This window comes from Pseudopontixanthobacter vadosimaris, from assembly GCF_012979275.1.
Taxonomy (GTDB): Bacteria; Pseudomonadota; Alphaproteobacteria; order Sphingomonadales; family Sphingomonadaceae; genus Pseudopontixanthobacter; species Pseudopontixanthobacter vadosimaris.
Window position 1 is genome coordinate 43,142 of the sequence record NZ_JABASZ010000025.1, and the last position, 26,833, is coordinate 69,974.

Here is a 26,833-nt window from a genome sequence, read left to right on the forward strand (position 1 = left end):
CAATTCCGTACCGGCTTCAGGCGCGGCGCACAGGTCACAAGGTGAAGCCTTCGCCCAGATAAAGCCGGCGCACGTTTTCATCCGCGACCAGATCTTCCGGCGTCCCTGCGAACAGCACCTGTCCGCCATAGATGATGCAGGCGCGGTCGACGATATCCAGCGTCTCTCGCACATTGTGATCGGTGATCAGCACGCCGATCCCGCGCTGCTTCAGATCCTTCACAAGGTCGCGAATATCGCTGATGGAAAGCGGATCGATGCCGGCGAAGGGTTCGTCCAGCAGCATGATCGAAGGTTTCGCCGCCAGCGCCCGCGCGATTTCGCAGCGGCGCCGCTCGCCGCCCGAAAGCGCCATGGCGGGGCTGGTGCGAAGGCGCGTCAGGCCGAATTCGTCCAGCAGGCGTTCGAGTTCGGCGGCGCGGGTGGCCCGGTCGGGTTCGACCATCTCGAGCACGCATTCGATGTTCTGTTCGACGGTCATGCCGCGAAAGATGCTGGTTTCCTGCGGCAGATAGCCAAGACCAAGGATCGCGCGCCGATACATCGGCAGCTTGGTGACATCCTCCCCGTCCATCAGGATGCGGCCGGAATCGGGACGAACCAGCCCCATGATGGAATAGAAACAGGTCGTCTTGCCCGCGCCGTTCGGGCCGAGCAGGCCGAGAACCTCTCCCTTGGCCACGCTCAGCGAAATGTCGGTGAGGATTGCGCGCTTGTCATAGCTTTTCGCAATGGAGACCACCTCCAGACCGCCGTTCAGCAAAGGCGGAGCGGCGGCACGGTCCAGCACTTCGGGATCGGCCGTATCGGGTTCGGCCAGATCGGGTACGGTGAGCGCCGGGACACTGCCAGGCGCACCCGGCAGCACCGGATCGTCAGCCTGCAAAGGAGCCGCGCCGGAGTTTTCGCGTGAAAAATGTTCTTCCTTGTCGATCGTCGTCGTTCCCATCAGTTGCCTTCATCATGTAGCATTGCGGCGGCGGGGCGAAACCCCCTGCGCGACAGGTGGGGCGGAATTTGCCCCATATCCGTCGCGGTGCACCAGCGCCGCGCAGCAGATCGCCGCATGGCTTGACGCGGCAGGGCTGGCGCAGGAAACGGAGGCATGAACATCTTTGCATTTCTCAAGATACCGGCGTCTGTCTTGCTCATCTTTGTAGGGTTCTGTAGCCTGGCGATTACACCGGCTCTGGCCCTGGTGCCCGGCGCACCCGCGCCGGAGCCTGCGGCCGAGGCGACGGCCGAACCCACGATCGACGATCAGGCCGATGCCGGAGCGGACAGCCGCATCGCGCGCCGCATCGAAGGTATCTTTGGCGAATTGCCTGCCTTCGCCGGCGTTCGCGTGACGGTGAACGAAGGCGTGGTCATCCTCGGCGGCAAGGTGCCGGCCGAAGAAGATATCGCGCGCGCCGAAGCGATCGTCTCGCGCATTTCCGGTGTCGCCACGGTCGACAATGGCCTGACGCGCGATGTGTCGGTCGACAACAGCCTGTCCTCTCTGGGAGATCTGACCGAACGGATCGCCGGTTTTACGCAGATGATCCCGATCTTCCTGCTGGCTGTCGGCGTGGCGATCCTGATCGGCGCCATTGGCTATCTGCTCTCTTCCTTTTCTTCGATATGGCGGCGGATTGCGCCCAATGGCTTCCTCGCCGAGCTGATAGCCAGCGCGATCCGCTTCGTATTCGTCGTTGGCGGGATCGTCGTCGGTCTCGACATCATCGGGGCAGGGGCCTTGCTGGGTGCGGTGCTGGGCGGTGCGGGCGTGGTCGGCATCGCGCTGGGCTTCGCCATGCGCGACACGATCGAGAATTACGTCGCTTCCCTCATGCTGAGCCTGCGGCAGCCCTTCCGCGCCAATGACCACGTGATGATCGACGAACATGAAGGCCGGGTCATCCGCCTGACCAGCCGCGCAACCATCCTGATGACGCTGGATGGCAATCATCTGCGGATCCCCAATGCGACCGTGTTTGGTGCGGTGCTGCTCAATTTCACCCGCAACCCGCAGAGGCGCTTCGATTTCGAACTCGGCATCGATGCGGATGACGATCCGGAAGCGGCGCGCGCGCTGGGGCGCGAAATGCTGGCGCAACTGCCCTATATTCTCGACGATCCCGCTCCAGAGGTCCGGACTGTCGAGGTCGGCGATTCGAACATCGTCCTGCGGTTCTTCGGCTGGATCGACCAGCGTGAGGCTGACTGGTTCAAGGCGCGCAGCCGCTCCATAGCCGTGGTGAAGGCGGCACTGGAAAAGGCCGGGTTTGCGCTGCCGGAGCCAATCTATCGCCTGCGTTTCGACCCGCGCGGCGCGCCGCTGTCGCTCGGTTCCGCGCAGGATGGGGAGGCGTCATCCCGGAACGCGGAGAGCGATGCAGGCGCTGCGGCTATCGGCAATATCGCGGCGGAGTCCGGTGGAACCCCCGCCACTCCCGCAGTACCCACGGCTGCTACCGAAGATCACGCCGATGTTCGCCCCGACGACGAGGTTCTTCGCATGGTAGAGGCCGAACGCGCCGCCGAACCGGGGGAGAATGACCTCCTCGATTCCAGCCGGCCAGTGGAATAAGGCTGGCGCCAGGCTCTCCGAAAATCGAACCGGGCAGGGGCCGCACCGGCGCGCCCCTGCCCTCTCACTCAAGTCTTGGCGTTCCGGGCGCGGTCGATCGATTCGATCACTATGCGCTTGGCTTCCGCCGCATCGCCCCATTCGCCCACGCGCACCCATTTCTCCTTCTCGAGATCCTTGTAATGGGTGAAGAAATGCTCGATCTGCTCGAAGATGATCGAGGGCAGATCCTGCCGCTCGCCCACATCGGTGTAATAAGGGAAGGTCGTGTCGACCGGCACGCAGACGAGCTTCTCATCGCCGCCATGCTCGTCTTCCAGCTTCAGCACGCCGATGGGGCGGGCGCGCACCACGCAGCCTGGAATGAAGGGGCTGCGCGCGATCACCAGAGCGTCCAGCGGGTCGCCATCGGGTGACAGCGTATGCGGGATGAAGCCGTAATTGGCAGGGTAACGCATCGGCGTGTGCAGGATGCGGTCGACGAACAGCGCCCCCGAATCCTTGTCGAATTCATATTTGACCGGCTCGCCGCCCGTCGGGACTTCGATGATGACATTCAGGCTGTCGGGGACATTGTCGCCCGTGGGAATCTTCTCTATCTGCATGCGCCGGGGCCTTAGCGGGCGGTTTTGCCTTCGCCAACAGGATTTTGCCGCCTTGGCATGATCGTTCGGCAGCAGATGGCAGCCAAGATTGTTGATAGGCCGCCATTTGCCATTTAAGCGCAAGCCCATGAGCAAGACACCCCAGGCGATCCGCGGCACGCAGGACATTTTCGGCGCGGAGGCAGAAGCCTTCGCCCATGTCGTTGCGACGTTCGAGCGCATTCGCAAACTCTACCGCTTCCGCCGCGCGGAAATGCCGGTGTTCGAGAAAACCGAGGTGTTCAGCCGCTCCCTGGGCGAAACCACGGATGTCGTCTCCAAGGAAATGTATTCCTTCGAGGATCGCGGCGGCGATTCCCTGACCCTGCGTCCCGAATTCACCGCCGGCATCGCCCGCGCGTTCCTGACAGATGGCTGGCAGCAGCACGTTCCGCTGAAACTGGCCACGCATGGCCCGCTGTTCCGCTATGAACGCCCGCAGAAGGGCCGCTATCGCCAGTTCCACCAGATCGACGCCGAACTGATCGGTTCGGCCGAGCCGCAGGCGGATGTCGAACTGCTGACCATGGCGGACCACCTGCTTCAGGAACTCGGCATTGCAGACGGGGTCACGCTGCAGTTGAACACGCTGGGCGATGCGGAAAGCCGCGAAGCGTGGCGCGTCGCGCTGGTCGAACATTTCAGCGAACACCGTGCGGATTTGAGCGAGGACAGTCAGGACCGGCTGGACAGGAACCCCTTCCGTATTCTCGACAGCAAGGATTCGCGCGACCGCACCCTTGTCGACGATGCGCCCCGGATCGACAGTTTCCTTTCTGCCGAAGCGCGGGATTTCTTTGGCGCGGTGACTTCCGGCCTCGATGCGGCGGGCGTGGCGTGGGTCCGCAACCAGTCGCTGGTCCGCGGCCTCGACTATTACCGCCATACCGCCTTTGAATTCGTCACCGACCGACTGGGCGCACAAGGCACGGTCCTGGGCGGCGGGCGCTATGACGGCCTGATGGAAAGCCTTGGCGGAGCGCCTACGCCTGCGGTCGGATGGGCCGCTGGCATCGAACGCCTGGCGATGTTGCTGGACATGCAGGACGAAGACGCGGCGGATTGCATCCTCGTGGTCGAGGATGACGCTTTGATGGCCCCTGCCATTGCCGCCCTGCGCCGGATTCGCACCGCCGGACTATCCGCCGACCTGCTGGCGAGCGGCAGCCCGCGCAAGCGATATGACAAGGCGGTGAAATCGGGTGCGCGCACCATCCTTGCCCTGTCGATGCGGGGTAGCGCCCCTGATTACCGGATGAAGGGCGATGCTGCCGACTTGTCGCGACTGGAAGATGCCTTGGGCGACATGTTCAAGGCCCGCTCGGACATGGGCACGGACATGGGCGCGGACCTGAGCGCGGCTTCGGGCACCGCATGACCATTACCGCCGAAAGGCTGCGCCAGATTACCGACCGCTTTGCCGCGCTGGAAGCCCGCATGGCGAGCGGAACGCTGGAGGGGGAGGAGTTTTCGGCCGCCAGCCGCGATTATGCCGAACTGGAGCCGGTGGTGCAGATCGCCCGCGAAATTCAAGCGATGCGCGTAGAGATCGGCGAGTTGGAGGCCTTGGAGGGCAGCGATCCTGAAATGAAGGCACTGGCGGAGGAGGAGCTGACTAGGCTTCGCCGCATCCTGCCTGCAACGGAACGGCGATTGGCGCTGGCGATGCTGCCGCGCGATTCCGCCGATGCCCGGCCCGCTATGCTGGAAATCCGCGCTGGCACCGGCGGTGACGAAGCGGCCCTGTTCGCCGCCGATCTGTTCCGGATGTATGAAAAATTCGCCGCCGAGCAGGGCTGGCGGGTCGAAACCGTCAGCATGAACGCCAGCGATGTCGGCGGGTTCAAGGAAGTCGTCGCCAATATCCGCGGCAACAATGTCTTTGCCCGGCTGAAATTCGAAAGCGGCGTTCACCGGGTGCAGCGGGTTCCGGTGACCGAGAGCGGGGGGCGCATCCACACCTCGGCGGCAACGGTAGCCGTGCTGCCCGAAGCGGACGAGGTCGACGTGACCATCGATCCCAACGATCTGAAGATCGACATCTACCGCGCCAGCGGGGCGGGCGGGCAGCATGTCAACACCACCGATTCCGCCGTGCGCCTGACCCATCTGCCCACCGGCCTCGTCGTCATCCAGCAGGATCAGCGCAGCCAGCACAAGAATCGGGAGAAGGCGATGCAGGTGCTGCGAACCCGGCTCTACGATCTGAAACGGGCCGAAGCACACGGTGCCGAGGCCGAGGCGCGCCGGGCGATGGTTGGCAGCGGCGACCGGTCGGAACGCATCCGCACCTATAATTTCCCGCAGGGCCGCGTAACCGACCACCGTATCGGGTTGACCCTGCACAAATTGCCGGAAATCCTTGAAGGCGGCGCCCTAGCGGAACTCATCGACGCGCTTACCGCCGAGGACGAGGCGAAGCGGCTCGCAAGTCTGGACGCGTGATGGGGCAGCAGGCGGGAGCGGCAGCAAATGTCGGGCAGGCCCTGCGGCAGGCGGCTGCGCTGCTGGCGGCAACCTCCGATACCGCCCGCCTCGATGCCGAATTGCTGATGGCCCATGCGCTCGCCATGTCGCGGTCGCACATGCTGCTGCATGCCATGGGGACGCCGGTTCCGCCGGTCTTCGGCACGCTCGTCCAGCGCCGCTGTGCCCATGAACCGGTCGCCTACATCACCGGGTTGCAGGAATTCTACGGGCGTTCCTTCGTCGTTTCACCCGATGTCCTGATCCCGCGGAGCGATAGCGAAAGCGTGGTCGAGGCGGCGCTGGCCGTCATGCCCGCCAATGCGGCTATCCTCGACTGCGGTACCGGATCGGGCGCCCTGCTACTCACCCTGCTGTGCGAGCGTGGAGACAGCATCGGAACGGGCATGGACGAGTCCGCTGCCGCCCTGCGGATCGCCTGCCGCAATGGCACGCGACTGGGGCTGGAGGAACGCGCGCGTCTGGAACGTCGCAGCTGGGCGGAACCCGGCTGGGCGGCGGATCTGGGGCGTTTCGATCTGGTCATCGCCAACCCGCCCTATGTCGAGGACGATGCCGAACTGATGCCCGATGTCGCCCTGCACGAACCCGCCGCCGCCTTGTTCGCAGGGCCGCAGGGGCTTGACGATTATGCGCTGCTGATCCCGCAAATGGCAGGCCTGCTGAACCCGGGAGGGATTTGTGTGCTGGAAATTGGCGCGACGCAGGCCAAAGCGGTGACCGCGCTGGCGCAAGCAGCGGGCTTCGGCGCGGCCACACACCGGGATCTCGGTGGCAGGCCGCGGGCGCTTGTCCTGCGGCCGGATGGTGCCTGTTGAACATTCCTGCCCGTTGGGGCTTGGCAAAGCGGGCTGCTCTCGCTACTTCATCGGGCAGGGTCAGTGTTTCGGGCGAACAGCCGGTCCCCTGATCCAGTTCCTGCATCTGTGAAATGGACGGGCTTGGGGGCCAGCCGGGGAACAGACGGAGCACCCGCGAAACTGCAAATCAGCACTCGTGGCGAGAGGTCATGCAGCCTGACGGTATGAAATCCCGATGGCTGGGAACGAGGGAAAACCTCCTTTGAACAATAATCGCAACAACAACAATCGCCGGCGCGGCCGGAACACCAATCGTCCGCAGGGCGGGGCCAGCGGCAGTCAGGCGAACCGGATCGACAACCGTGCGCGTGGCAATGCACCGCAGATGCTCGACAAGTACAAGAAGCTGGCACAGGATGCCCAGCATAATGGCGACCGGGTGCAGACCGAATATTACCTGCAATTCGCTGACCATTATTTCCGGGTAATCGCGGATAACAAGGCGCGGCAGGACGAGGCACGCGGCAAGCGCGGCGATGGCGACGATAATCGCGGTGACGGGCGCAGCGATAGCCGAAATGACGGGCGGAACGACAGAAACAACGACCCCCGTTCCGACCGGAACAACGATGATGACGAGCAGGACGGTAGCGAGCGGGACGAGCGCGAAGACCGCTTCCGCAATCGCCGCGAGAGCGAGGATGCGGATCGTGCAACGCGTCGCCCGTCACGCCGTAGCCGCAATGATCGCAATGATGATGACAGCGGTGACGAAGATAGCGCCAGCGGGAACATGCAGGACGCTTCCGGCGGCGATGATGACGAACGCCAGCCGCGCCGCCGGAATGTTCGCCGTGCTGCTGAAACCGGCGCGGATACGGATGGTGTGCGCAGTGATGCACCTGTGAAGAGGCCGCGTGCAGCGGCCCGCAGCCCGCGCAGGAAGGCCGCCGACGAGAATGGCACGGCCATCGACTCTGCCGCACTGCCTCCGGCCATCGGATCGGCAGGCGAAGCAGGCGATGGAGACAGCAAACCGGCGCCGCGCCGTCGTCGCAAGGCCGTAGAAGACGTTCAATCGATGCGCGAGGCCGGCTGACGCCGGGCGGAGGGGCGGAACCGGGCTTATGGCAGGAACGCCTGCGACCACTAAGGAAACAACCGTGGCGCAGGGTTCGGCGATTGCCGGAATCCTGCAAAAGCATCCGCTGATCGCCTCGGCCCTGCTGGGCCTGGTAGCGGCGATCGGCTTCCCGCCGCTGCATATCTGGCCAGCCACCCTGCTGGCGATAGGCGCATTCGCATTTCTCGTGCGCGCTGCCCCGACGCCCAAGGCCGCCTTTGCGCGCGGCTGGGTGTTCGGCGTGTTCCATTTCACGCTGGCGAATAACTGGATCGCGACCGCATTCACCTTTCAGGCCGAGATGCCGCCCGTTCTCGGCTGGCTGGCGGTGCCGCTGCTGTCGCTCTACCTTGCCGTCTATCCCGCACTGGCCGCGATGGTGGCACGGCGGCTGGGCTGGGCCATGCGCCGCGGGCCCTTCGCCGCGGTGCTGGCGGGCTGCTGGATCGTCGGCGAATGGCTGCGCGGCCATGTATTCACAGGCTATGCATGGGACCCGCTCGGGCTGGTCTTTCTGGGCGGATGGGACCGGCCGGGGATCGCCGCCGTCCTGCCGTGGATGGGCACCTATGCGCTTTCGGGTCTGGTCGTATTGGCGGGCGGTATGCTCTGGGCCCTGGCGGCGCAGCGGCGATGGCTGCCTCTCGCGATTGTCGCGCTCGGGATCGTCGCGGGGATGTTCTGGCCTGCCGGACCGGGCGCCGAAGGGGAGATGCCGTTCACGCTCGTGCAACCGAACCTGAAGCAGACCGAGATCAATGACCCCGCCCGCTTCGAGGCACAATTCGCGACCCTCGCCAATCTGACCGCTCCGCGCGAACGCAGCGGTCGCAGGATCGTCCTCTGGCCGGAATCGGGCGTGCCGGACTATCTTCGCCCCGGCTATCCGCAACGCTATTACGATCAGACGACTGCGGGCGGCGATCCGGAATTCGCCCGCCGCCGCATTGCGCGGATCATGGGGCCGGAAGGCGTGCTGCTGACCGGTGCCGTGGACCTGGAGATCGAAGGAGGCCGAGCGGTAGCCGCCTATAACACGGTCACCGCACTGGCGGACGACGGCGACATCGTCGGCAGCTACAGCAAGGCGCATCTGGTGCCCTATGGCGAATATCTGGCCCTACGCTGGCTGCTGGAGCCTCTCGGCGCCTCGCGGCTGGTAGCAGGATCGCTCGATTTCCTGCCCGGTCCCGGCCCGCGTACCCTCGACCTTGGGCCATGGGGTGAAGCGGGCGTGCAGATCTGTTACGAGATTATCTTCTCCGGCCAGACCGTCGATCCTGCAAATCGCCCGGATTACATCTTCAACCCGTCGAACGACGGCTGGTTCGGCACCTGGGGGCCGCCGCAGCATATGGCGCAGGCCCGCATGCGGGCGATCGAGGAAGGCCTCCCGGTCCTGCGGGCGACCACCACCGGGATCAGCGCCGTGATTGATGCCCGCGGCGTGGTGCGCCAGCATGTTGGACAAGGAATTGCCGCCCGGATCGACGGGCGCATTCCTCCCGCGCATGCACCGACGCTGTTCGCGCGTTTGCAGAACTGGCTGGCCTTCGGGTGGGCGCTGCTGCTTATCGGGACTGCGGTGCTTGTGCATCGCAAATGGCCTGTCTAGGAACTCGCTACAGACCGGCCCGTTACGGGCATCGCTACCTTCCCTGAGGACTTCACTGCATGCGCCCCAACTATCTTTTCACTTCCGAAAGCGTGTCCGAAGGCCATCCCGACAAGGTTTCCGATCAGATTTCCGATGCCATCGTCGACCTGATGCTTTCGAAAGACCCGGAAGCGCGCGTCGCCTGCGAAACCATGACCACGACCGACAGGGTCGTTCTGGCGGGGGAGATCCGCTGCAAGCCCATGTACGACGAAGGCCGTGCCGATTGGGCTGACAATGATTACTGGGCACCCGGCGCGGGCAAGGAGATCGAGGAACTGGTCCGCCAGGTCGTACGAGACATCGGCTACGAGCAGGACGGCTTCCACTGGCGGACCTTGAGGTTCGAGAATTACCTGCACGGACAGTCGAGCGAGATTGCGCAGGGCGTCGATGCCAGTGGCAACAAGGACGAAGGCGCCGGCGACCAGGGAATCATGTTCGGCTTCGCCTGCGATGAAACGCCCGACCTGATGCCAGCCACGCTCGACTACAGTCACAAGATCCTGCATCGGATGGCGCAGGACCGGAAATCGGGCGCTGCTCCCTTCCTCGAACCCGACAGCAAGAGCCAAGTGACCCTGCGCTTCGAAGGCGGCAAGCCCGTCGCCTGCACCGCGATCGTCGTCTCCACCCAGCACGGCAAGGGATATCACGAGGGCGAGAAGGAAAGCGAACTCAAGAGATATGTAAAGAATATCGTGGCAGACATTCTTCCCGAAGGACTGCTGTCGGACGACACCGTCTATCACATCAATCCGACCGGCGCGTTCGAGATCGGCGGTCCTGACGGCGATGCCGGTCTGACCGGGCGCAAGATCATCGTCGATACCTATGGCGGTGCTGCCCCGCATGGCGGCGGCGCCTTTTCGGGCAAGGATCCGACGAAGGTGGATCGATCCGCCGCCTATATCACCCGCTACCTGGCGAAGAACATCGTCGCGGCAGGTCTGGCGACGCGCTGCACGATCCAGCTCGCCTATGCGATCGGTGTCGGCAAGCCGCTGTCGCTCTATGTCGATACGCATCGCACCGGCACGGTGGCTGACGAACGGCTTGAGGAGGCGATCCGGTCGCTATCGAAGCTTGGCGGCCTGACGCCGCGCGCGATCCGCACGCATCTTGGTCTCAACAAGCCGATTTACCGGCAGAGCGCCGCCTATGGCCATTTCGGCCGTGCAGCGGAAGGGGACGCCTTCCCCTGGGAACGGACCGATCTGGTCGACGACCTCAAGAGCGCCGTCAACGTCTGAGCCGCTTTTTTCGGGCGACAGGGAAAAGGCCCGCCGCCATGACGGGCCTTTTTCTCGATTCAGCCCTGCCGACGCTTTTCTAAAGCGCGATCTCGTAATGCGCAGTCGTCTTCGCGGCGATTTCGTCGGTCGTCACCCCGGGGGCAAGTTCGACCAGGGCGAAAGGGCTTGCATGGTCCGCACGGCGGAACACGCCCAGATTGGTAATGACCATGTCGACGACATTGGTCCCGGTCAGCGGCAGCGTGCAGGCGGGGATGAATTTCGCGCTGCCATCCTTGGCGGTATGGTCCATCACCACGATGATCTTCTTCACCCCCGCCACCAGGTCCATCGCCCCGCCCATGCCCTTGATCATCTTGCCCGGGATCATCCAATTGGCGATATCGCCGTTTTCGGCCACCTCCATGGCGCCGAGCACGGTCAGATCGATATGTCCGCCCCGGATCATGCCGAAGCTGGCGGCGCTGTCGAAATAGGCCGAGTGGGGCAATTCGCTGATCGTCTGCTTGCCCGCATTGATCAGGTCCGCGTCTTCCTCACCTTCATAGGGGAAGGGCCCGATGCCGAGCATGCCATTCTCGCTCTGCAAGGTTACCTGCATGCCATCGGGAATGTGATTGGCCACCAGCGTGGGTATGCCGATACCCAGATTGACGTAGAAGCCGTCCTCCAGTTCCTGTGCGGCGCGGGCGGCCATTTCGTCTCTTGTCCACGGCATGAGTAAGTCCTTCAGTCGAGCGGATGGGGGATAAGGAACCAGCGCGTTCCCAGCAAGGGGTCGGCGGCTGTGAGCGCGTCCGGGTCGCGAAGATATGCGAACATTTCGTCGAAATCGCGGCGGCTGTCGCCGGCGATCGCAAGCAGGCAATGGGACGCTGCCAGATCCTGCCGGCGGGTCTGCTTGCGATCATCCGGATAGCGCATCAGCAGGAGCGGGTCGCGCCCCTGCGGGTCCAGCCCGCTGTCGCGCAGAATACGGCGGATGTCCCCGGCCGCGCCAGCCCCGTGTTCCGAAATCCAGAACACATCCACGCCTTGCGCCCGCAAGGAGGCAAGCGTCTGCGGCAGTCCCCGAACGGCAGTGTCAGCCGTGAGGTTCAGCACTCCGCCATCGGGGTCGAGATCGATCAGGACCGCCGGTGAACCTTCGGTACAGGGTGCGGTCCTTGCCGACATTCCGCCCGGTTCCGCCAGCAGCGCCGAATCGCGCGGCGCATCGGGTCCCGCGCGCAAATAGGCCATGGCGGCGTCGTGGAATGCCGCATGGCTTCCGAAGCCTTCATCCGTGGCGGCAGATTCAGGTGCGGGAAGAACGGCCGTTGGAAGAAACTCCACCGCGGTGCCATGGCCGGCCACATCAGCTTCGGGCGATGAATGTGGCATTCGCGATGCCACCGCTGTTGGCGATGGTGCAGTGGCTACCGGCGCTCTTTCGTCATCGCTATTGGCCCGTTCCGAAGCCGCCAAAGCACCGCCCGCAGCAAGCGGGACGAGCGCAGCGACACAGCCGCTCAGGCATGTGGTCGCGGCAACTAGCAGGGCGAGATGGAACGGGCGGCCAGGGCGCATTGTAGATCAGTCGATCATCAGCTCAGTTCTGCGATGAACCTGCGGGAGAAGGCATGAGGCCGCAGAAAATGCGGCCGTCTTGTGCAGCCTTCATGATTTCGGCCTGTCTTGCAGCCTGATCGACCTGTTTCAGATCCGTATCCGGCGTGACCTCCGACAGTGTCGCGAGAAGATCTACGCCTGTAGACTTCAATAGCGGTGCGGCTTCAGCCTGCATTTGCCCGCCAACGATCTCGGCATAAGGCGCCAGCGTCAGGGCAGCGGCCTGCGGATCCTGGTTCATGGCCTGAGCCAACACATCGTTAGGCACATTGTCACGATATGCTGCTCGCAGCTTCGCGGACCATTCCGGCAGGTTGTTGCTGACTGTCGTCTCGAAGATTGGGACAAAACGTTCGCAATGGGCGGAAACACCGCTGACGGCTAAAGACTGTCCAACCGTGTTGGTCCGCAAAGCGACCATCAGCAGCATGCCCTCGAGCTGTTCCCGGGGCAGGGTGATTGCGTCCAGCGCCTCGTCGGTGACGACAGAAGCTGCCTCTTGAGCGAGAGCAGCAGTTTGTCCGGCCATTCCCCCAGCGACCAGGGCGAGCGCTGCAGCGATCCGTGTCGCGCGCATCATGCCGCTTCCCCTTGACGTGTCGTGACGAACTCGATCTGCTTGTCGTAAGGCGCGCCGACGATCATTCGCTGCACATAGACGCCGGGCAGGTGGATGCAGTCGGGGTCAAGATCGCCATTCGCGACTACTTCTTCCACTTCCACCACGCAGACCTTGCCGCAGGTCGCGGCGGGCATGTTGAAATTGCGCGCCGTCTTGCGAAACACCAGGTTCCCGCTTTCATCCGCTTTCCAGGCCTTGACGATGGCGAGATCGGCGAAGATGCCCTGCTCCAGCAGGTAATCCTCGCCGCCGAAATTCTTGATTTCCTTGCCCTCTGCAACGCTCGTTCCGACGCCGGTTTTGGTGTAGAAGCCCGGAATACCCGCGCCGCCGGCGCGCATCCGTTCCGCCAGGGTGCCCTGCGGGCAGAATTCGACCTCCAGCTCTCCGGCGAGATATTGCCTTTCGAATTCCTTGTTCTCGCCGACATAGGACGAGATCATCTTCCCGACCTGCCGGGTCCGCAGCAGCTTGCCGATACCTTCATTGTCGATCCCGGCATTGTTGCTGGCGAACGTCAGATTCTTCACGCCGCTGTCGCGGATCGCGTCCAGCAGGCGTTCGGGGATACCGCAAAGGCCGAAGCCCCCCGCAGCGATCAGCATGTCGTCGGTAAGCAGGCCGTCCAGCGCGGCGGCGGCATCGGGATAGAGCTTGTTCATCGCAGTCTCCGCAGGAATTTGCCGCATCCTCTAAGCGGTGCTGACGCCGCTGTCACCCTTGGCGGCACGGGAGGGATGCACGGCGTCCGGACCGCTGAATGCTGCGCCGCATCATTCCTGCTTGCAAGCAGAGGCGCGTCCCTGTCAATCGCGCTCGCACACGAGCGTAAATCAAGGGAAAATCTGCGCCTTGCGTCTTTTGCAACCTGGCGTGAGTATTTCGCACTTGCGAGATAGAGGCGGTGGCTGCATATGGGACGGGCCTTTTCAGGCATCCTCTCCCAAGACTTACAAGGCCCGGCCGGTTTGACCTGCCGGGCTTTTTTTCGCCTCTACCCCGTCCGGCTTCTGCCGAAAAAGCGCGGTCCGCACGAGCCATTCCCAGGCACTATATGCCGGTTGCGCCTTCATTAATCGCCCCTGTTGCTGTCGGGCCGGGCACTCCCCCCGCTCTCGACCATTTGCAACTAGACGCAGCGCTTACTAGCTAGGCCTGTGCGATCGAACACTCACGACGATGAAGGGCTTGCGGATGGCTGATGCGGATATAGGGGCGGACAGGAAGACGGCACGGCTGCAGGTGGCAGCCGCCCGGCAGGAGGAAAGCGGGCAGGGCATCGCCCGCATGCCGCGATCGGCATTCCAGTCGCTAGGCATCACCGAAGGCGACGTGGTCGAAATCACCGGCAAGCGGACCACGGCCGCCATCGCCATGTCCGCCTATGACGAGGATCAGGCGCTGGATGTCATCCGCCTCGACGGGTTGCAGCGCGGCAATGCGGAAACCGGGTCGGGCGAGCATGTCCACGTGGCCGTGGCCGAATCGCGTCCCGCAACGCGCGTCGTCTTCGCGCCCGCACAGCGCGAGATGCGCCTGCAGGGTCCGACCCAGGCGCTGAAGCGCAATTTTTTCCGCAAGCCGCTGGTGGCGGGCGACCTGGTAGCGACGACCGGTCAGCAGCCGGTGCAGAACATGCCGCCCGAAGTGCGCCGCATGTTCAACACGCCGGCCTATTCGCTCACCCAGATTCGCCTGACGGTGGTTTCCACCAGTCCCAAGGGCATCGTCCATATAGACGAGAATACCGAGGTGGAACTGCGCGCGGAATTCGAGGAGCCGCAGGGCGGCCGTGCGATCGTCAATTACGACGATGTCGGCGGCATGTCCGACACCATCCAGCAATTGCGAGAAATGGTGGAATTGCCGCTGCGCTATCCCGAACTGTTCACCCGCCTCGGGGTCGACCCGCCCAAGGGCGTGTTGCTGCACGGCCCGCCAGGAACCGGCAAGACGCGGCTGGCGCAGGCGGTCGCCAATGAAAGCGATGCCGCCTTCTTCATCATCAACGGCCCGGAGATCATGGGATCGGGCTATGGCGAAAGTGAGAAGCGTCTGCGCGAGGTTTTCGAGGAAGCGGCAAAATCCTCGCCCGCCATCGTCTTCATCGACGAGATCGATTCCATCGCGCCCAAGCGCAACCAGGTTCCGGGCGAAGCCGAGAAGCGCCTCGTCGCGCAATTGCTAACCCTGATGGACGGGCTGGAGGCGCGCTCCAACCTGGTGGTCATCGCCGCCACCAACCGTCCCGATGCCATCGACGAGGCCCTGCGCCGGCCGGGCCGCTTTGACCGGGAAATCGTGATCGGCGTGCCGGACGAGACCGGAAGGCGTGAAATTCTGGCGATCCACACCCGCGGCATGCCGCTGGGCGACAAGGTCGATCTGAAGGAGCTATCGCGCACCACGCACGGCTTCGTCGGCGCCGATCTCGCCGCTCTGGCGCGTGAGGCGGCGATCGATGCCGTGCGCCGTATCATGCCGCGCCTCGACCTCGATGAACGGACCATCCCGCCCGAGGTGCTGGAGGATCTGCAGGTGACGCGCGAGGATTTCCTCAGCGCATTGAGGCGGGTGCAGCCATCCGCCATGCGCGAGGTCATGGTGCAGGTGCCCAACGTCGGCTGGGACGATGTCGGCGGGCTGGCAGAGGCAACGGAAAAGCTGAAGGAAGGCATAGAACTGCCTCTGAAGCATCCCGATGCCTTCGAACGGCTGGGCATCCGCCCGGCCAAGGGCTTTCTGCTCTACGGCCCGCCGGGTACCGGCAAGACCCTGCTGGCGAAAGCGGTGGCCAAGGAGGCCGAAGCCAATTTCATTTCGATGAAGAGCAGCGATCTCTTGTCGAAATGGTATGGCGAGAGCGAACAACAGATCGCCCGCATGTTCGCCCGCGCCCGATCGGTCAGCCCCTGCGTCGTCTTTATCGACGAAATCGACAGCCTGGTGCCTGCCCGCGGCTCCGGTGCGGGCGATTCGCAGGTCACGGGCCGCGTGGTGAACACCATCCTTGCCGAAATGGACGGGCTGGAGGAATTGCAGTCGGTCATCGTCATCGGCGCCACCAACCGCCCCACGCTGGTCGATCCTGCGCTGCTGCGTCCGGGCCGCTTCGATGAACTGATCTATGTCGGAACGCCCGATCGCGGCGGCCGTGAGCGTATCCTGAAGATTCATGCGGCGAACATGCCGCTGGCGGATGATGTCGACCTGTCGCGGATCGCCGGAGAAACCGAGCGGTTCACGGGCGCCGATCTGGAGGATGTGGTCCGCCGCGCCGGCCTGAACGCCCTGCGCCGTGCGGGGAACGAGGTGCAGCAGGTGACCGACGCCGACTTTACCGAGGCGCTTGGCGATTCGCGTGCGACCGTTACCGAAAGGATGGAGCAGGAATACAAGAAGATGCGCGGCGAGCTGAAGAAGCGCGCTGCCGAGGCGATGCCCATCGGCTTCCTGCACGAAGGCATGGTCGAATCGACACGTGACCGTAAGCACGGCGGTTCATGACGCTATCTGATTGGAGGGCGGGGCTGCGGCTCCGCCCTTCTCTCCGGCCTGCTCAATCCGCCAGCGGGAAAATGATCGTGACCCTGACGCCCTCTTTCGTGAACTGACGATCGATGGTCCCGCGCAGCTGCCGCGCGGCACTGGTCATCAGCATGCTGCCAAAACCCTGCCTTGCGGGTTCCTCATCCTCACCGGCGCAGTATTCCCGCCATTCGAGGACGAGATCCTGCCCCTGACCCGACCAGAGCACCTCCAGATGGCCGCCACGAGACCAACAGCCATATTTGACGGCGTTGGTCGTCAATTCATGCAGCACGAGTCCAAGCGGTGTCACCTGCTGAGCAGCCAGGGTGATTTCCGGCCCTTCAAGGCGGGCGGGATGCCGGGTAGAACGATACGGGGCCAGCGTCGTTTCGATCAGCGCCTCCAGCGACGCCACGGGCCTTTCAAGCGTTCCCTGCGTCACCTCATGCGCTTTGAGCAGGGCACGAACGCGTTCGCCGATCCGTTCGACGACCTCCTTCGCTTCGGGCCGGTCGCGACCGCTCATCTGCACGATGGCCAGGATCACCGCGAACAGGTTCTTGACCCGGTGATTCAGTTCCTTCGCCAGCAAATCCGCCCGATCGCGCGCCTGGCCCAGCGCGGCGGCCTGCGCGGCCTCCGTTTCGGCGCGTATGTTGCGGGTGATGAGCATATAGCCGAAAGCAATGGCGACGACCATCACGACCAGCAGCGCAGCCAGCATCTGCAGTACGCGGCCCTCGAAGCGGGCAGTTTCGGTGATCGCCTCCGCCAGGAGGTAGTTCTCGATATCCTCGATTTCGCGGAACGAGCTGCGAAGGCGGCTCATCGCCTCCTGCCCTTCATCCGAAAGAACGCGTCTCCGAGCCTCCATCAGGTCTCGCTGCTTCAGTAGCTGAACCACGTCCTCCAGTTCAGCGAAACGGGTTTCGGAAAGGCTTTCTATCTCGTCCATCAGCGCCATCTGGCGCGGCGTTGCATCCGTGCTGATCCTGGCCCGCAGGCGTTCGAGCGATGGCCGATACCGCTCCCGTCCGGAATAATAGGGCTGAAGGTAACGTTCATCGAGCGTGATCATATATCCGCGCTGCCCGGTTTCGGCGTTCAGGACAGCCCGGTTGAGGATGTTGAGCTCGGTCAGGACGCTTGCCGTATCGCGCACCTGCTGCCGTTCCCTGCGTTCGGCATCGATGGTCTGGAAAACGAAATAAAGGCTGACAAGCAGGGATGCCGCAATGATGGCAAACAGCGCGATATTGACGGTGCGCGCCCGGTTCAGCAGCCGTCCCGTCGCCGGGGGCGTATCGGCGATCGCGCCGTCACCGGAGGCGCCGGCTGCGGCCCGCTCTGCGCTCAGTGTGCCTCCCCCCAGCTCGTGCCCGTACCGATGTCGATGCCGAGCGGCACGTCGAGTGTAATGGCGGGCAGGGCGGCTTCGGCCATCACTCGTTCGATGACCGGCCGCGCTGCTTCGGCGTCGCCTTCCGGCACCTCGAACACCAGTTCGTCGTGAACCTGCAACAGCATCCTGATGCCGCCATCCTTCCGCGCCAGCCCGGCATCGCGCAAGGCGGGCATCATCCGCACCATCGCGCGCTTGATGATATCGGCACTGGTGCCCTGGATCGGGGCATTGACTGCGGCCCGTTCCGACCCGGCACGCTCGTTCGGATTCTTGGACGAGATGCGCGGAAACCACGTCTTCCGGCCGAACAGCGTTTCGGAATAGCCTGTCTCGCGCACCTGTTCGAGCGTGCGGACGATATAGCGCTGTATTCCCGGAAAGCGTTCGAAATAGCGGTCGATCATCGCCTGCGCCTCGTCCGGCTCCACCTCCAGCCGGCCCGCCAGCCCCCACCTTGAAATGCCGTAAAGTATGGCGAAATTGATCGTCTTCGCCTGTGCCCTTGTGTCGCGGGTGACTTCGCCGAACATCTCTTCGGCCGTGCGGGCATGGATGTCCTGCCCGCTGGCGAAGGCTTCCTTCAGTGCGGGAACATCGGCCATATGCGCCGCGAGCCGCAGTTCGATCTGCGAATAATCCGCCGCCAGCAGGATATGCCCGGGTTCGGCGACGAAGGCATCGCGGATCTGCCGTCCGATTTCGGTGCGGATAGGAATGTTCTGCAAATTGGGGTCCGTCGAGGACAGGCGGCCGGTCTGCGCGCCGACCAGCGAATACGAGGTATGGACACGCCCCGTCTGCGGGTTGATCGCGGCCTGCAGCGCATCGGTATAAGTTGATTTCAACTTTGCGAGCTGCCGCCATTCGAGCACCTTTCCCGGCATTTCGGCGCCCTGCGCCGCCAGCTTTTCCAGCATCGCCTGATCGGTGGAATACTGGCCGCTCTTGCCTTTCCGCCCGCCCTTGTAGCCCAATTTGTCGAACAGGATCTCGCCCAGTTGCTTGGGGCTGCCGATGGTGAATTCCTGGCCTGCGATCTCGTGGATCTGCTTCTCCAGCTTCGCCAGTTCGGCTGCAAATTCTTCGGACAGCCCGGCCAGCCGCGCGCGATCGACCTTGATGCCCTCGCGCTCCATCCCGGCGACCACGGGGATCAGCGGGCGGTCGATTCTTTCATAGATGCGCGTTCCGCCCTCGGTCGCCAGACGCGGTTTCAGGGTGCGATACAGGCGTAGCGTGACATCGGCATCCTCCGCGGCATATTCGGTGGCCTTGTCCAGCGGCACTTCGCCGAAGGGGATCGCTTTCTTGCCGCTGCCGCAGATATCCTTGAAGGTAAGCGTTGTATGGCCAAGGTGGCGCTGCGCCAGTTCGTCCATGCCGTGCCCGCCGCCGATCCCGTCGAGCGAGCGACCGGCATCGAGAGCAAAACTTGCGATCATCGTATCCTCGACCGGACCAATGACAATGCCGTTCCGGGCAAGGATGTTGATGTCATATTTGATGTTCTGGCCGATCTTCAGCACCGCATCGCCGGTCAGCAGCGGTTCGAGCGCAGCCAGCGCCGCGGCCTTGTCGATCTGCTGCGGACGGTCGGACAGGAGATCCGTGCCGCCATGGCCGAGCGGTATGTAGCAGGCATCGTTCGGCCCCAGCGCCATGCTGATTCCGGTAAGTTCGGCCTCCATCGCATTCAGCGCACTGGTTTCGGTATCGATCGCCACTTCCCGAGCGGCGAAGGCGCGCGCAATCCAGTCTTGCAGCGCCTCCATATCCTGCACGCAGACATAGGCAGACCGGTCGACCGCCGGCATTTCCGGCATTGGCTGGCTGGCACCTGCCTCGCTACCTTTGATTTTCGTGGTGCGTTTCGCCGGATCGAGATCGGTTCGCCTGCCGGGGCTGCCCGACCCTGCATCGAGGCGTTTCAGCAGGCTGAAGAAGCCGTGCGTTTCGAGGAATTCCGCCAGCGGACCGCGCGGAACGCCATCGAGCGCAAATTCCTCCAGCGGGACGGGCAGGTCGCAATCTTCCTTCAGCGTGACGAGAACCCGGCTCAATTCCGCCATGTCGCGGCCTTCCAGCAGGCGCTCCTTCAGCTTCGAAGGCTTCATGCCCGGTGCGGCATCGAGCGCGCCTGTCAGATTGCCATGTTCCTGAATCAGCCTGGTCGCCGTTTTCGGGCCGATCCCGAAAATGCCGGGTACGTTGTCGACCGAATCGCCCATCAGAGCGAGCACGTCGCCGACCAGTTCGGGCACGACACCGAATTTTTCCTCGACCTCTTCCGGGCCGATGCGCTGGTTCTTCATCGTGTCGAGCATGTCGATGCAACCGCCGCCACTGCCGCATTTGCCGACCAACTGCATCAGGTCCTTGTCCGAGGACACGATGGTAACGTCCCATCCCTGCCGCGTCGCTTCGCGAGCGTAGGAGGCGATGATATCGTCGGCTTCGAGGCCGTCTTCCTCGATACAGGCGAGGCTGAAGGCGCGGGTCGCATCGCGGATCGCCGGAAATTGCGGCACCAGATCTTCCGGCGGCGGCGGCCGGTGCGCCTTGTAATCGGGATAGATGTCGTTGCGGAACGACGTGCTGCCCTTGTCGAGGATAACCGCCAGATGGGTCGGTCCCGAAGCCTTGTCGAGATCTTCGGCCAGCTTCCACAGCATCGTGGTGTAGCCATATACCGCACCGACGGGCGTGCCATGCGGATTGGTCAGCGGCGGCAGCCGGTGATATGCGCGAAAGATATAGGCCGACCCGTCGACCAGATAGAGATGCTGCTTGTCCGCCATTCCAGCACTTCTAGCAGGGGCAGGGCCGCAATCCAGCGGCATTTGCGCGGTTCACGTGGGGCGTCACGGAGCTTGAAACGCAAATTAAGGCGAAATGTGACAGGATACAAGATTTGCCCTTGCGCTGCCACAAACTCGCCATTATTTGAACATTACGAGGCCTGCTTTCGGGTTTCGCCAGCGCCGCTCCAGTGAGTGGCTCTTGCTATCAAGGACTTTTTCTATGCGTAAGATCATCCTCGCCGCTGCTGCTGCCGGTGCCGCTCTGTCGCTCTCCGCTTGTTCGGAAGGCACGGAAGAATCCGCTGAACTGACAGCTGAAAATGCAATGGCCGACACTGAAGCCAATGTCGAAGCTCTGGGCAATGAAACCGAAGCTCTCGGCAATGAAGCTGTCATGGAAACCGAAGACGCTGCTGCGGACCTCGACACCGCCGCTGCTGAAGTCGAAGGCGACCTGCAGAACGAAACCACTGCCGAAGCGCAGATGGACTGATCGTTCGAACTCGTCTGAAAATACGAAGGGGCGGTGCCATCAGCACCGCCCCTTTTATTATGCCCCGCATTCGCCGCGCCTGCGCGCGCGGCGAAAGACATAATTGATTCTCAATATGTTGCGCTTGCCCAGTTCCGCCCGTCCGAGGTGGCATAGCCGTCGTAAAGCGCCCGCGCGATCTGTGCAATCTTGCTTTCGCGTGCAGGACGCGATCCCTGGCCGGTAACATAGATGGCAAGTGCGATGGCCCGCCCGTCAGGCGTGTGGATGATGCCGATATCGCTGGACGTGTTGTTCAGCGATCCGGTCTTGTGCTTTACCTGCGCCGAAGCCGGGAGCAGTGCCGGAATGCGGCGCTTGCCCGTGCGGCAACGCTCCATCGCACCCAGAATGACGCGGCGGCTGGATGCGTTGAGCCAGCGGCCCTGATATAGTCCCGCCAGCAATCTGGTCATCGTCGCCGGTGTCGCGCTGTCGCGAATGTCGACAGCCTTGGCCGGATCGATTTCGCCATCGTCACGCACCAGCGTGGCAATATCACGGGTAAGGTTGAAGCCTTCGAGCCCGGCCCTGCGCGCCCAGTCGTTGACCTTTTCCGGCCCGCCAACCGCCGCCAGAAGGGCATCGGTTGCCGGATTGCTGCTGCGCGTAATCATGATCTCGATCAATTCCGAAGCCGCCATGCTTTGCCCGCGAGTCACCGGGGCGACGCGGCTGGAGAATGCAGGCGAGCGCACCGGTATCATCAGCGGGAAGCGGCTGCTTAAAGACCAGCGGCCTTGCTCCACCCCTTCCATGAAGGTGGCCGCAATCGCGATCTTGCTGGTGCTGGCCATCGGAAAGCTCTGATCGCCCAGGATCGAGATCTGCTGGCCCGACGCCAGATCGAGAGCGGCCACGCCGATTCGGCCGTTTTGCCCATCGGCGATCGTCGCGATTCGCCGCGCAAAGGGCGAATCATACCCCGCCGTGAAATCCTGCGGGGCGCGCTGTTCCGTGCCCAGCGTGTTATCGAACATCGCCTCCAGGTTCATCGAGGCGGCGCGTTCCTGCGCATGTGCCGCCGAAACCCCGGTCAGGGAGGCAGCGCCCAGGGCCACCGCGCCGAGAATGTTGCTGAATATGTTCATTTTCATGTGCTTGCCCTAACGCCCTCATGCTTTGCATTTCCTTAACAGCTGCAAATGCTACCCCGGCAATGTGGCACGCACAGGGCTGGCGCGGCAGAATGTTCCCTCCTCGGGATGAAATTTCTGCCTGCGCCAGCCAGCCGCGATCCTGCGGTTGCAGAACGATTATTCGGCGCTGATCGCCTTCTCGATACGATCCGTGGTTTCACCGGTCATGGTCTTGGCGATTTCTCCGCGCAGCCGGTTCTTCAGTTCGACATGATAATGCCGGCGCATTTCACCCAGGGTCTTGGGGTCCGCAATCACGAGAAGATCGTCGATATCGCCGGCGATTGCCCTGGCATTCAGCCATTCGGCTGCTGCCGCACCATGCGCCAGCTCGTTCAGATCGGTTGCTCCGGTCTGCTGGCTCGATTCGTCCTGATGTTTGACGCCGGCGCTGAAATTGGTGACTTCGAGCGAGGGTTTGGCTTCCTGCTGCAATTTGGGTTCGAAGGGTTGTCCGTGATTGCGCATCACGATGAAACGTTCGCCATCGACGATTGCGACATGGGCCTTGTGCGGCAATTTCATAAATTCGGATCTCCGTTTCGATTGATGTTGCGATTCTAACAAACGGCCCGGCAATAGGTGCCGGAACGGCGGCGGGTCAGGCGGCGCCCCTGGCGAATTGGGGGAGGGCGGTTTCGGGTGGCGGGCGGGTCAGGTCGGTACCTGCGACTTCGTCGGTATGCACCTCGAAGCGGACGAGCCGGGCCGAGCCGAATGCCGTCGTCAGGGCAGTGTCCGTGGCGTCCCGCCCCCGCGCCATGACGATCCGTGCGATGCGCGGCGTATTGTGCCGCGCATCGAAAGTGTACCAGCGGCCATCCAGCCACGCTTCGAACCAGGCGGAGAAATCCATCGGCGCATCGATGGGGTCGATACCGATATCGCCCAGATAGCCGGTGCAGTAGCGCGCCGGGATATTCGCCGCGCGGCACAGAGTGATCGCCAGATGCGCGAAATCGCGGCAGACTCCGAAGCCTTCGTCATAGGCCGACCGGGCGGTATGATCGGTGCTGGCTTTTAAATAGTCGAACTGGATGCGCTCGTGCGCCGCGTCCACCAGGGCCTGGACGCGGGCCCAGCCGGGTTCGGCCTGCCCTGCTATGGCCCATGCCTCGTCCGCCAGCTTCGTGACTTCGCAATAGCGGCTTGCCAGCAGGAACGGCAGAACCGCGTCCGGGAGATCCTCGATATTCTGCTGCTTCGCTGCGGGGTTGACGATGTCGGGTGTGCCGGGATCCTCTATCACGAAATCGCTGCGCAGGGTCACACCGCCCTGGGGTACGACGAGGCGCGTGGCGACATTGCCGAAATGGTCGATGAAATTGCGGTGCGGAACCGGCGGGTCGGTCTGAAGCACTTCGGGCGTGCGCAGATCCTTCTGCCGTTCGGGCCGGACATGCAGCAGGGCAAGCATCGGTACAGGAGAATCGGTTTCAAACCGGATGTCGAAGCCGGTGCGTATCAGCATGGAGCGGTCTTTCTGGCAGTCTGGCCTCCGATTTCGGCGGCAGGGTCGTTTTGCGATGCCGCGGGAAGGTGCTGGATCTCCACCTCGACATCCATGTCGATCTGGCTGCCGCGAACGCCGCGCCAGGTGCCCGACAGGGGCGTGGCCTGCACGGGGTCGCGCGCCACGGCAACGCGGACCAGCCCCTGGTTGCCGACGATGCCGTTGGTCGGATCGAATTCGATCCAGCCGGAGCCGGGCAGGAAGACGCGCAGCCATGCATGGGTGGAATGGCCGCCGATCCGCGCGTCCGCCTTGCTCGGTTGGTAGAGGTAACCTGACACGAAACGCGCGGCAAAGCCCAGCGCCCGCACTGCCTCCATCATCAGGACGGCGTAGTCGCGGCAGGTCCCGCTGCGTGTCTTGAGAGTGGTCAGCGGCGGCTGAATGCCCTTGTCCTCCCGCCGGTTATAATCGAAATCGGCCCTGATGCTGCGGGTCATACGCGTCAGCAGGTCCAGCGTATCGGCCCCGAGATCTGCCGAGATGAACGACCGTGCCCAACTGTCGAGCACGCGGTCCTGATCGGGATATTTGCGTTCGATGGACCGCAGCAGATCGGGCATGTCCTCCGCAGAATAGGTGAAGGGATAATGCGCGGCATAGGGTTCCACCGCAATGGCGGCAGGAGCGGTCGGCCGGTGATCGACCTCCGCATGACCGCGTATCTCCAGCGCGGCGGCGCGCCGGTCGAAACAAGCGATCGCCACGGCATTGCCGAAGACGTCCTGCAGCCAGCGCAGGGAAGAAGGGGCCGGGTCGATATCCAGCGAAGCGCTGAGCAATCGCTGGTCGTAACTTTCGCGCGGGCGCACCAGGATCCGGTGTTCGCCGAAAGCGACATCGCGGCGATAGCGATAGCGGGTCACATGGTCGATCGAGACGGTCGGCATCGGCTGGGCAAGGTCCTCCGCCCAATCAACCCCTGCGGAGGGTAAAAGGTCCGAAGATGCCAATTCATTGCTGCAGCACGAAAAGGGCCCGGTGGATCGCTCCACCGGGCCCATATTGCTGGTCGTGATCGGAAGGGTCGAGCTTAGAAGCCCATTCCTCCGCCCATGCCGCCCATGCCGCCCATGTCGGGCATGCCGCCGCCGCCGCCGGAATTCTTGTCTTCCGGTGCATCGCTGATGGCTGCTTCGGTGGTGATCAGCAGGCCAGCGACCGAGGCCGCGTCCTGCAGGGCGGTGCGAACGACCTTCGTGGGGTCGATCACGCCGGCCTTGACCAGGTTTTCATAGGTGTCGGTCGCGGCGTTGAAGCCCTGCGTCTCGTCATTTTCGCGCAGGAGATTGCCCGAAATGACGGCACCGTCGTGACCCGCATTTTCCGCGATCTGGCGGATCGGCGACAGGATCGCACGGCGAACGATATCGATACCGCGGGTCTGGTCGTCATTGTCGCCCTTCATGCCGTCCAGAACCTTGGAGGCATATAGCAGCGCGGTACCGCCGCCGGGGACGATGCCTTCCTCGACTGCGGCGCGGGTTGCGTGGAGCGCATCGTCGACGCGGTCCTTGCGTTCCTTGACCTCGACTTCGGAAGCACCGCCGACCTTGATGACGGCGACGCCGCCGGCAAGCTTCGCCAGGCGTTCCTGCAGCTTTTCCTTGTCGTAATCGCTGCTGGTCGCATCGATCTGGGCACGGATTTCATTCACGCGCGACTTGATGTCGTCGGCCGGACCGGCGCCATCCACGATCGTGGTGTTGTCCTTGTCGATGGTGACGCGCTTGGCTTCGCCGAGCATGCCGAGCGTGACGTTTTCGAGCTTGATGCCGAGATCTTCGGAAATCATCTCGCCCTGCGTCAGGATCGCGATGTCCTGCAGCATGGCCTTGCGGCGATCGCCGAAACCGGGCGCCTTGACGGCCGCGACCTTCAGGCCGCCGCGCAGCTTGTTGACGACCAGGGTCGCCAGCGCTTCGCCTTCGATGTCTTCGGCAATGATCAGCAGCGGACGGCCGCTCTGCACGGCTGCTTCCAGCACGGGCAGCATGGCCTGCAGGTTCGACAGCTTCTTCTCGTGGATCAGGATGTAGGGATTTTCCAGTTCCACCGTCATCTTGTCGGGATTGGTGATGAAGTAAGGCGACAGATAGCCGCGGTCGAACTGCATGCCCTCGACGACATCGAGTTCGAATTCGAGACCCTTGGCCTCTTCCACGGTGATGACGCCTTCCTTGCCGACCTTTTCCATGGCTTCGGCGATCTTTTCGCCGACTTCACGATCGCCATTGGCGGAAATGACGCCGACCTGCGAAATCTCGCTGGAACCGGCAACATCCTTGGAGCGGTTCTTGAGGTCTTCGACGACGCGGGTCACCGCCTGGTCGATGCCGCGCTTCAGATCCATCGGGTTCATGCCGGCGGCGACCGACTTCATGCCTTCGCGCACGATGGCCTGAGCCAGAACCGTGGCGGTGGTGGTGCCGTCACCTGCAAGATCGTTGGTCTTGCTGGCGACTTCGCGCAGCATCTGCGCGCCCATGTTCTCGAACTTGTCCTTCAGTTCGATTTCCTTGGCGACGGTGACGCCGTCCTTGGTGATGCGGGGTGCGCCGAAGCTCTTGTCGATGACGACATTACGCCCCTTGGGGCCGAGCGTTACCTTGACGGCATTGGCGAGCGTGTCGACGCCCTTGAGGATGCCCTCGCGCGCTTCGCGCGAGAATTTCACGTCCTTGGCAGCCATGATTGTTTCTCCTGAAATTGAATAAGTCTGGGGAAGTGCAGTCAGCGGATGATGAGCTTCAGCCCATGATCCCCATGATGTCGCTTTCCTTCATGATCAGCAGGTCTTCGCCGTCCAGCTTGACCTCGGTGCCCGACCATTTGCCGAACAGGACACGGTCGCCCGCCTTCACGTCCAGCGGCGTGACCGTGCCGTCTTCGGCCTTCGCGCCCGAACCGACGGAGACGATTTCGCCTTCGCTGGGCTTTTCCTTGGCGCTGTCGGGGATGATGATGCCACCGGCGGTCTTTTCGTCAGCTTCGATGCGACGGACCAGAACCCGGTCGTGCAGAGGGCGAAATGCCATATCGTTGACCTTCCTTGCTTGATTGGATGATAAGGGACTTTGGCACTCCCGCATGGAGAGTGCCAACAGGGCGCATATGGTTGCGACCTACATGGGCGTCAA

The 26,833-nt window shown here is 63.3% G+C and carries 23 protein-coding genes; 9 read left to right on the plus strand and 14 right to left on the minus strand.

Annotation, left to right across the window (positions count from 1 at the left end; translation table 11 throughout):
- Nucleotides 1–34: 34 nt before the first annotated feature.
- Nucleotides 35–820, minus strand: coding sequence for an LPS export ABC transporter ATP-binding protein (gene lptB / locus HG250_RS05410; protein ID WP_170003930.1), 786 nt, complete (start codon nt 818–820; stop codon nt 35–37).
- Nucleotides 821–1,105: 285 nt separating this feature from the next.
- Between lptB and HG250_RS05415 the strand changes: the two genes are divergently transcribed.
- Nucleotides 1,106–2,572, plus strand: coding sequence for a mechanosensitive ion channel family protein (locus HG250_RS05415; protein ID WP_170003453.1), 1,467 nt, complete (start codon nt 1,106–1,108; stop codon nt 2,570–2,572).
- A 68-nt stretch (nt 2,573–2,640) separates the two neighbouring features.
- Here HG250_RS05415 and ppa read toward each other — a convergent pair whose 3' ends face one another.
- Nucleotides 2,641–3,177 carry an inorganic diphosphatase gene (ppa, locus tag HG250_RS05420; protein WP_170003455.1) on the minus strand — a complete coding sequence of 179 codons (537 nt, stop codon included), beginning with the start codon at nt 3,175–3,177 and terminating at the stop codon, nt 2,641–2,643.
- A gap of 127 nt (nt 3,178–3,304) precedes the next feature.
- On the opposite strand from ppa, the gene hisS reads away from it, so the two are divergent.
- The 6 genes from hisS to metK all read left to right on the plus strand — a co-directional run bounded on the left by hisS (nt 3,305) and on the right by metK (nt 10,536).
- A complete protein-coding gene (hisS, locus tag HG250_RS05425; protein ID WP_170003457.1) occupies nt 3,305–4,594 on the plus strand; it encodes a histidine--tRNA ligase in 1,290 nt (429 codons plus the stop codon).
- Nucleotides 4,591–5,661 carry a peptide chain release factor 1 gene (prfA, locus tag HG250_RS05430; RefSeq protein ID WP_170003459.1) on the plus strand — a complete coding sequence of 357 codons (1,071 nt, stop codon included), beginning with the start codon at nt 4,591–4,593 and terminating at the stop codon, nt 5,659–5,661. The genes hisS and prfA overlap by 4 nt, the downstream gene beginning before the upstream one ends.
- Complete coding sequence (prmC, locus tag HG250_RS05435) at nt 5,661–6,521, plus strand: peptide chain release factor N(5)-glutamine methyltransferase (RefSeq protein WP_170003461.1); 861 nt, start codon at nt 5,661–5,663, stop codon at nt 6,519–6,521. Before prfA ends, prmC begins: the two co-directional genes overlap by 1 nt.
- Before the next feature lie 244 nt (nt 6,522–6,765).
- On the plus strand, nt 6,766–7,602 hold the full coding sequence (locus HG250_RS05440) for a DUF4167 domain-containing protein (protein WP_170003463.1): 837 nt from the start codon (nt 6,766–6,768) through the stop codon (nt 7,600–7,602).
- A gap of 28 nt (nt 7,603–7,630) precedes the next feature.
- Complete coding sequence (gene lnt / locus HG250_RS05445) at nt 7,631–9,241, plus strand: apolipoprotein N-acyltransferase (protein WP_170003465.1); 1,611 nt, start codon at nt 7,631–7,633, stop codon at nt 9,239–9,241.
- A gap of 59 nt (nt 9,242–9,300) precedes the next feature.
- Nucleotides 9,301–10,536 (plus strand): methionine adenosyltransferase, encoded by a 1,236-nt coding sequence (metK, locus tag HG250_RS05450; protein ID WP_170003467.1) that lies wholly within the window; start codon nt 9,301–9,303, stop codon nt 10,534–10,536.
- 79 nt (nt 10,537–10,615) lie between these two features.
- On the opposite strand, the gene HG250_RS05455 is transcribed toward metK, so the two are convergent.
- The 4 genes from HG250_RS05455 to HG250_RS05470 form a co-directional block, all read right to left on the minus strand.
- Nucleotides 10,616–11,257 (minus strand): CoA transferase subunit B, encoded by a 642-nt coding sequence (locus HG250_RS05455; RefSeq protein ID WP_170003469.1) that lies wholly within the window; start codon nt 11,255–11,257, stop codon nt 10,616–10,618.
- Nucleotides 11,258–11,268: 11 nt separating this feature from the next.
- Complete coding sequence (locus HG250_RS05460) at nt 11,269–11,922, minus strand: HAD family hydrolase (protein WP_170003471.1); 654 nt, start codon at nt 11,920–11,922, stop codon at nt 11,269–11,271.
- 208 nt (nt 11,923–12,130) lie between these two features.
- Complete coding sequence (locus tag HG250_RS05465; RefSeq protein WP_170003473.1) at nt 12,131–12,679, minus strand: hypothetical protein; 549 nt, start codon at nt 12,677–12,679, stop codon at nt 12,131–12,133.
- Between the two features lie 47 nt (nt 12,680–12,726).
- Nucleotides 12,727–13,434 (minus strand): CoA transferase subunit A, encoded by a 708-nt coding sequence (locus HG250_RS05470; RefSeq protein ID WP_170003475.1) that lies wholly within the window; start codon nt 13,432–13,434, stop codon nt 12,727–12,729.
- Between the two features lie 532 nt (nt 13,435–13,966).
- Here HG250_RS05470 and HG250_RS05475 point away from each other — a divergent pair.
- Nucleotides 13,967–16,279 carry a CDC48 family AAA ATPase gene (locus tag HG250_RS05475; RefSeq protein ID WP_170003476.1) on the plus strand — a complete coding sequence of 771 codons (2,313 nt, stop codon included), beginning with the start codon at nt 13,967–13,969 and terminating at the stop codon, nt 16,277–16,279.
- A 52-nt stretch (nt 16,280–16,331) separates the two neighbouring features.
- Here the strand turns inward: HG250_RS05475 and HG250_RS05480 are convergent, their stop codons facing one another.
- Together HG250_RS05480 and polA are read right to left on the minus strand one after the other, a co-directional pair.
- On the minus strand, nt 16,332–17,465 hold the full coding sequence (locus tag HG250_RS05480) for a CHASE3 domain-containing protein (RefSeq protein WP_170003478.1): 1,134 nt from the start codon (nt 17,463–17,465) through the stop codon (nt 16,332–16,334).
- Nucleotides 17,466–17,656: 191 nt separating this feature from the next.
- Nucleotides 17,657–20,506: a DNA polymerase I gene (polA, locus tag HG250_RS05485; protein WP_170003480.1), complete on the minus strand. Its 2,850-nt coding sequence runs from the start codon at nt 20,504–20,506 to the stop codon at nt 17,657–17,659.
- Between the two features lie 223 nt (nt 20,507–20,729).
- Here polA and HG250_RS05490 point away from each other — a divergent pair, with 223 nt between their 5' ends.
- Nucleotides 20,730–21,002: a hypothetical protein gene (locus HG250_RS05490; RefSeq protein ID WP_170003482.1), complete on the plus strand. Its 273-nt coding sequence runs from the start codon at nt 20,730–20,732 to the stop codon at nt 21,000–21,002.
- Between the two features lie 110 nt (nt 21,003–21,112).
- On the opposite strand, the gene HG250_RS05495 is transcribed toward HG250_RS05490, so the two are convergent.
- The 6 genes from HG250_RS05495 to groES form a co-directional block, all read right to left on the minus strand.
- Nucleotides 21,113–22,132: a serine hydrolase gene (locus HG250_RS05495; RefSeq protein WP_420821311.1), complete on the minus strand. Its 1,020-nt coding sequence runs from the start codon at nt 22,130–22,132 to the stop codon at nt 21,113–21,115.
- Nucleotides 22,133–22,297: 165 nt separating this feature from the next.
- The gene (locus HG250_RS05500) at nt 22,298–22,705 is read right to left on the minus strand and encodes a baeRF12 domain-containing protein (protein ID WP_170003486.1); all 408 of its coding nucleotides are present in this window, start codon (nt 22,703–22,705) and stop codon (nt 22,298–22,300) included.
- Nucleotides 22,706–22,781: 76 nt separating this feature from the next.
- Nucleotides 22,782–23,651: a transglutaminase-like domain-containing protein gene (locus HG250_RS05505; RefSeq protein WP_170003488.1), complete on the minus strand. Its 870-nt coding sequence runs from the start codon at nt 23,649–23,651 to the stop codon at nt 22,782–22,784.
- A complete protein-coding gene (locus HG250_RS05510) occupies nt 23,645–24,583 on the minus strand; it encodes a transglutaminase family protein (protein ID WP_170003490.1) in 939 nt (312 codons plus the stop codon). The genes HG250_RS05505 and HG250_RS05510 overlap by 7 nt, the downstream gene beginning before the upstream one ends.
- A gap of 143 nt (nt 24,584–24,726) precedes the next feature.
- The gene (gene groL / locus HG250_RS05515; protein ID WP_170003492.1) at nt 24,727–26,385 is read right to left on the minus strand and encodes a chaperonin GroEL; all 1,659 of its coding nucleotides are present in this window, start codon (nt 26,383–26,385) and stop codon (nt 24,727–24,729) included.
- Nucleotides 26,386–26,443: 58 nt separating this feature from the next.
- Nucleotides 26,444–26,731: a co-chaperone GroES gene (gene groES, locus HG250_RS05520; protein WP_170003494.1), complete on the minus strand. Its 288-nt coding sequence runs from the start codon at nt 26,729–26,731 to the stop codon at nt 26,444–26,446.
- Between the last annotated feature and the right edge of the window lie 102 nt (nt 26,732–26,833).

What these genes read in the sequence shown, in the direction of transcription:
- HG250_RS05415 (WP_170003453.1), top strand. Translation starts at nt 1,106, where the DNA reads ATGAACATCTTTGCATTTCTCAAGATACCGGCGTCTGTCTTGCTCATC.
- ppa (WP_170003455.1), bottom strand. Translation starts at nt 3,177, where the DNA reads ATGCAGATAGAGAAGATTCCCACGGGCGACAATGTCCCCGACAGCCTG.
- hisS (WP_170003457.1), top strand. Translation starts at nt 3,305, where the DNA reads ATGAGCAAGACACCCCAGGCGATCCGCGGCACGCAGGACATTTTCGGC.
- prfA (WP_170003459.1), top strand. Translation starts at nt 4,591, where the DNA reads ATGACCATTACCGCCGAAAGGCTGCGCCAGATTACCGACCGCTTTGCC.
- prmC (WP_170003461.1), top strand. Translation starts at nt 5,661, where the DNA reads ATGGGGCAGCAGGCGGGAGCGGCAGCAAATGTCGGGCAGGCCCTGCGG.
- lnt (WP_170003465.1), top strand. Translation starts at nt 7,631, where the DNA reads ATGGCAGGAACGCCTGCGACCACTAAGGAAACAACCGTGGCGCAGGGT.
- metK (WP_170003467.1), top strand. Translation starts at nt 9,301, where the DNA reads ATGCGCCCCAACTATCTTTTCACTTCCGAAAGCGTGTCCGAAGGCCAT.
- HG250_RS05455 (WP_170003469.1), bottom strand. Translation starts at nt 11,257, where the DNA reads ATGCCGTGGACAAGAGACGAAATGGCCGCCCGCGCCGCACAGGAACTG.
- HG250_RS05460 (WP_170003471.1), bottom strand. Translation starts at nt 11,922, where the DNA reads ATGCCACATTCATCGCCCGAAGCTGATGTGGCCGGCCATGGCACCGCG.
- HG250_RS05465 (WP_170003473.1), bottom strand. Translation starts at nt 12,679, where the DNA reads ATGGCCGGACAAACTGCTGCTCTCGCTCAAGAGGCAGCTTCTGTCGTC.
- HG250_RS05470 (WP_170003475.1), bottom strand. Translation starts at nt 13,434, where the DNA reads ATGAACAAGCTCTATCCCGATGCCGCCGCCGCGCTGGACGGCCTGCTT.
- HG250_RS05475 (WP_170003476.1), top strand. Translation starts at nt 13,967, where the DNA reads ATGGCTGATGCGGATATAGGGGCGGACAGGAAGACGGCACGGCTGCAG.
- polA (WP_170003480.1), bottom strand. Translation starts at nt 20,506, where the DNA reads ATGGCGGACAAGCAGCATCTCTATCTGGTCGACGGGTCGGCCTATATC.
- HG250_RS05490 (WP_170003482.1), top strand. Translation starts at nt 20,730, where the DNA reads ATGCGTAAGATCATCCTCGCCGCTGCTGCTGCCGGTGCCGCTCTGTCG.
- HG250_RS05495 (WP_420821311.1), bottom strand. Translation starts at nt 22,132, where the DNA reads ATGAACATATTCAGCAACATTCTCGGCGCGGTGGCCCTGGGCGCTGCC.
- HG250_RS05500 (WP_170003486.1), bottom strand. Translation starts at nt 22,705, where the DNA reads ATGAAATTGCCGCACAAGGCCCATGTCGCAATCGTCGATGGCGAACGT.
- HG250_RS05505 (WP_170003488.1), bottom strand. Translation starts at nt 23,651, where the DNA reads ATGCTGATACGCACCGGCTTCGACATCCGGTTTGAAACCGATTCTCCT.
- HG250_RS05510 (WP_170003490.1), bottom strand. Translation starts at nt 24,583, where the DNA reads ATGCCGACCGTCTCGATCGACCATGTGACCCGCTATCGCTATCGCCGC.
- groL (WP_170003492.1), bottom strand. Translation starts at nt 26,385, where the DNA reads ATGGCTGCCAAGGACGTGAAATTCTCGCGCGAAGCGCGCGAGGGCATC.
- groES (WP_170003494.1), bottom strand. Translation starts at nt 26,731, where the DNA reads ATGGCATTTCGCCCTCTGCACGACCGGGTTCTGGTCCGTCGCATCGAA.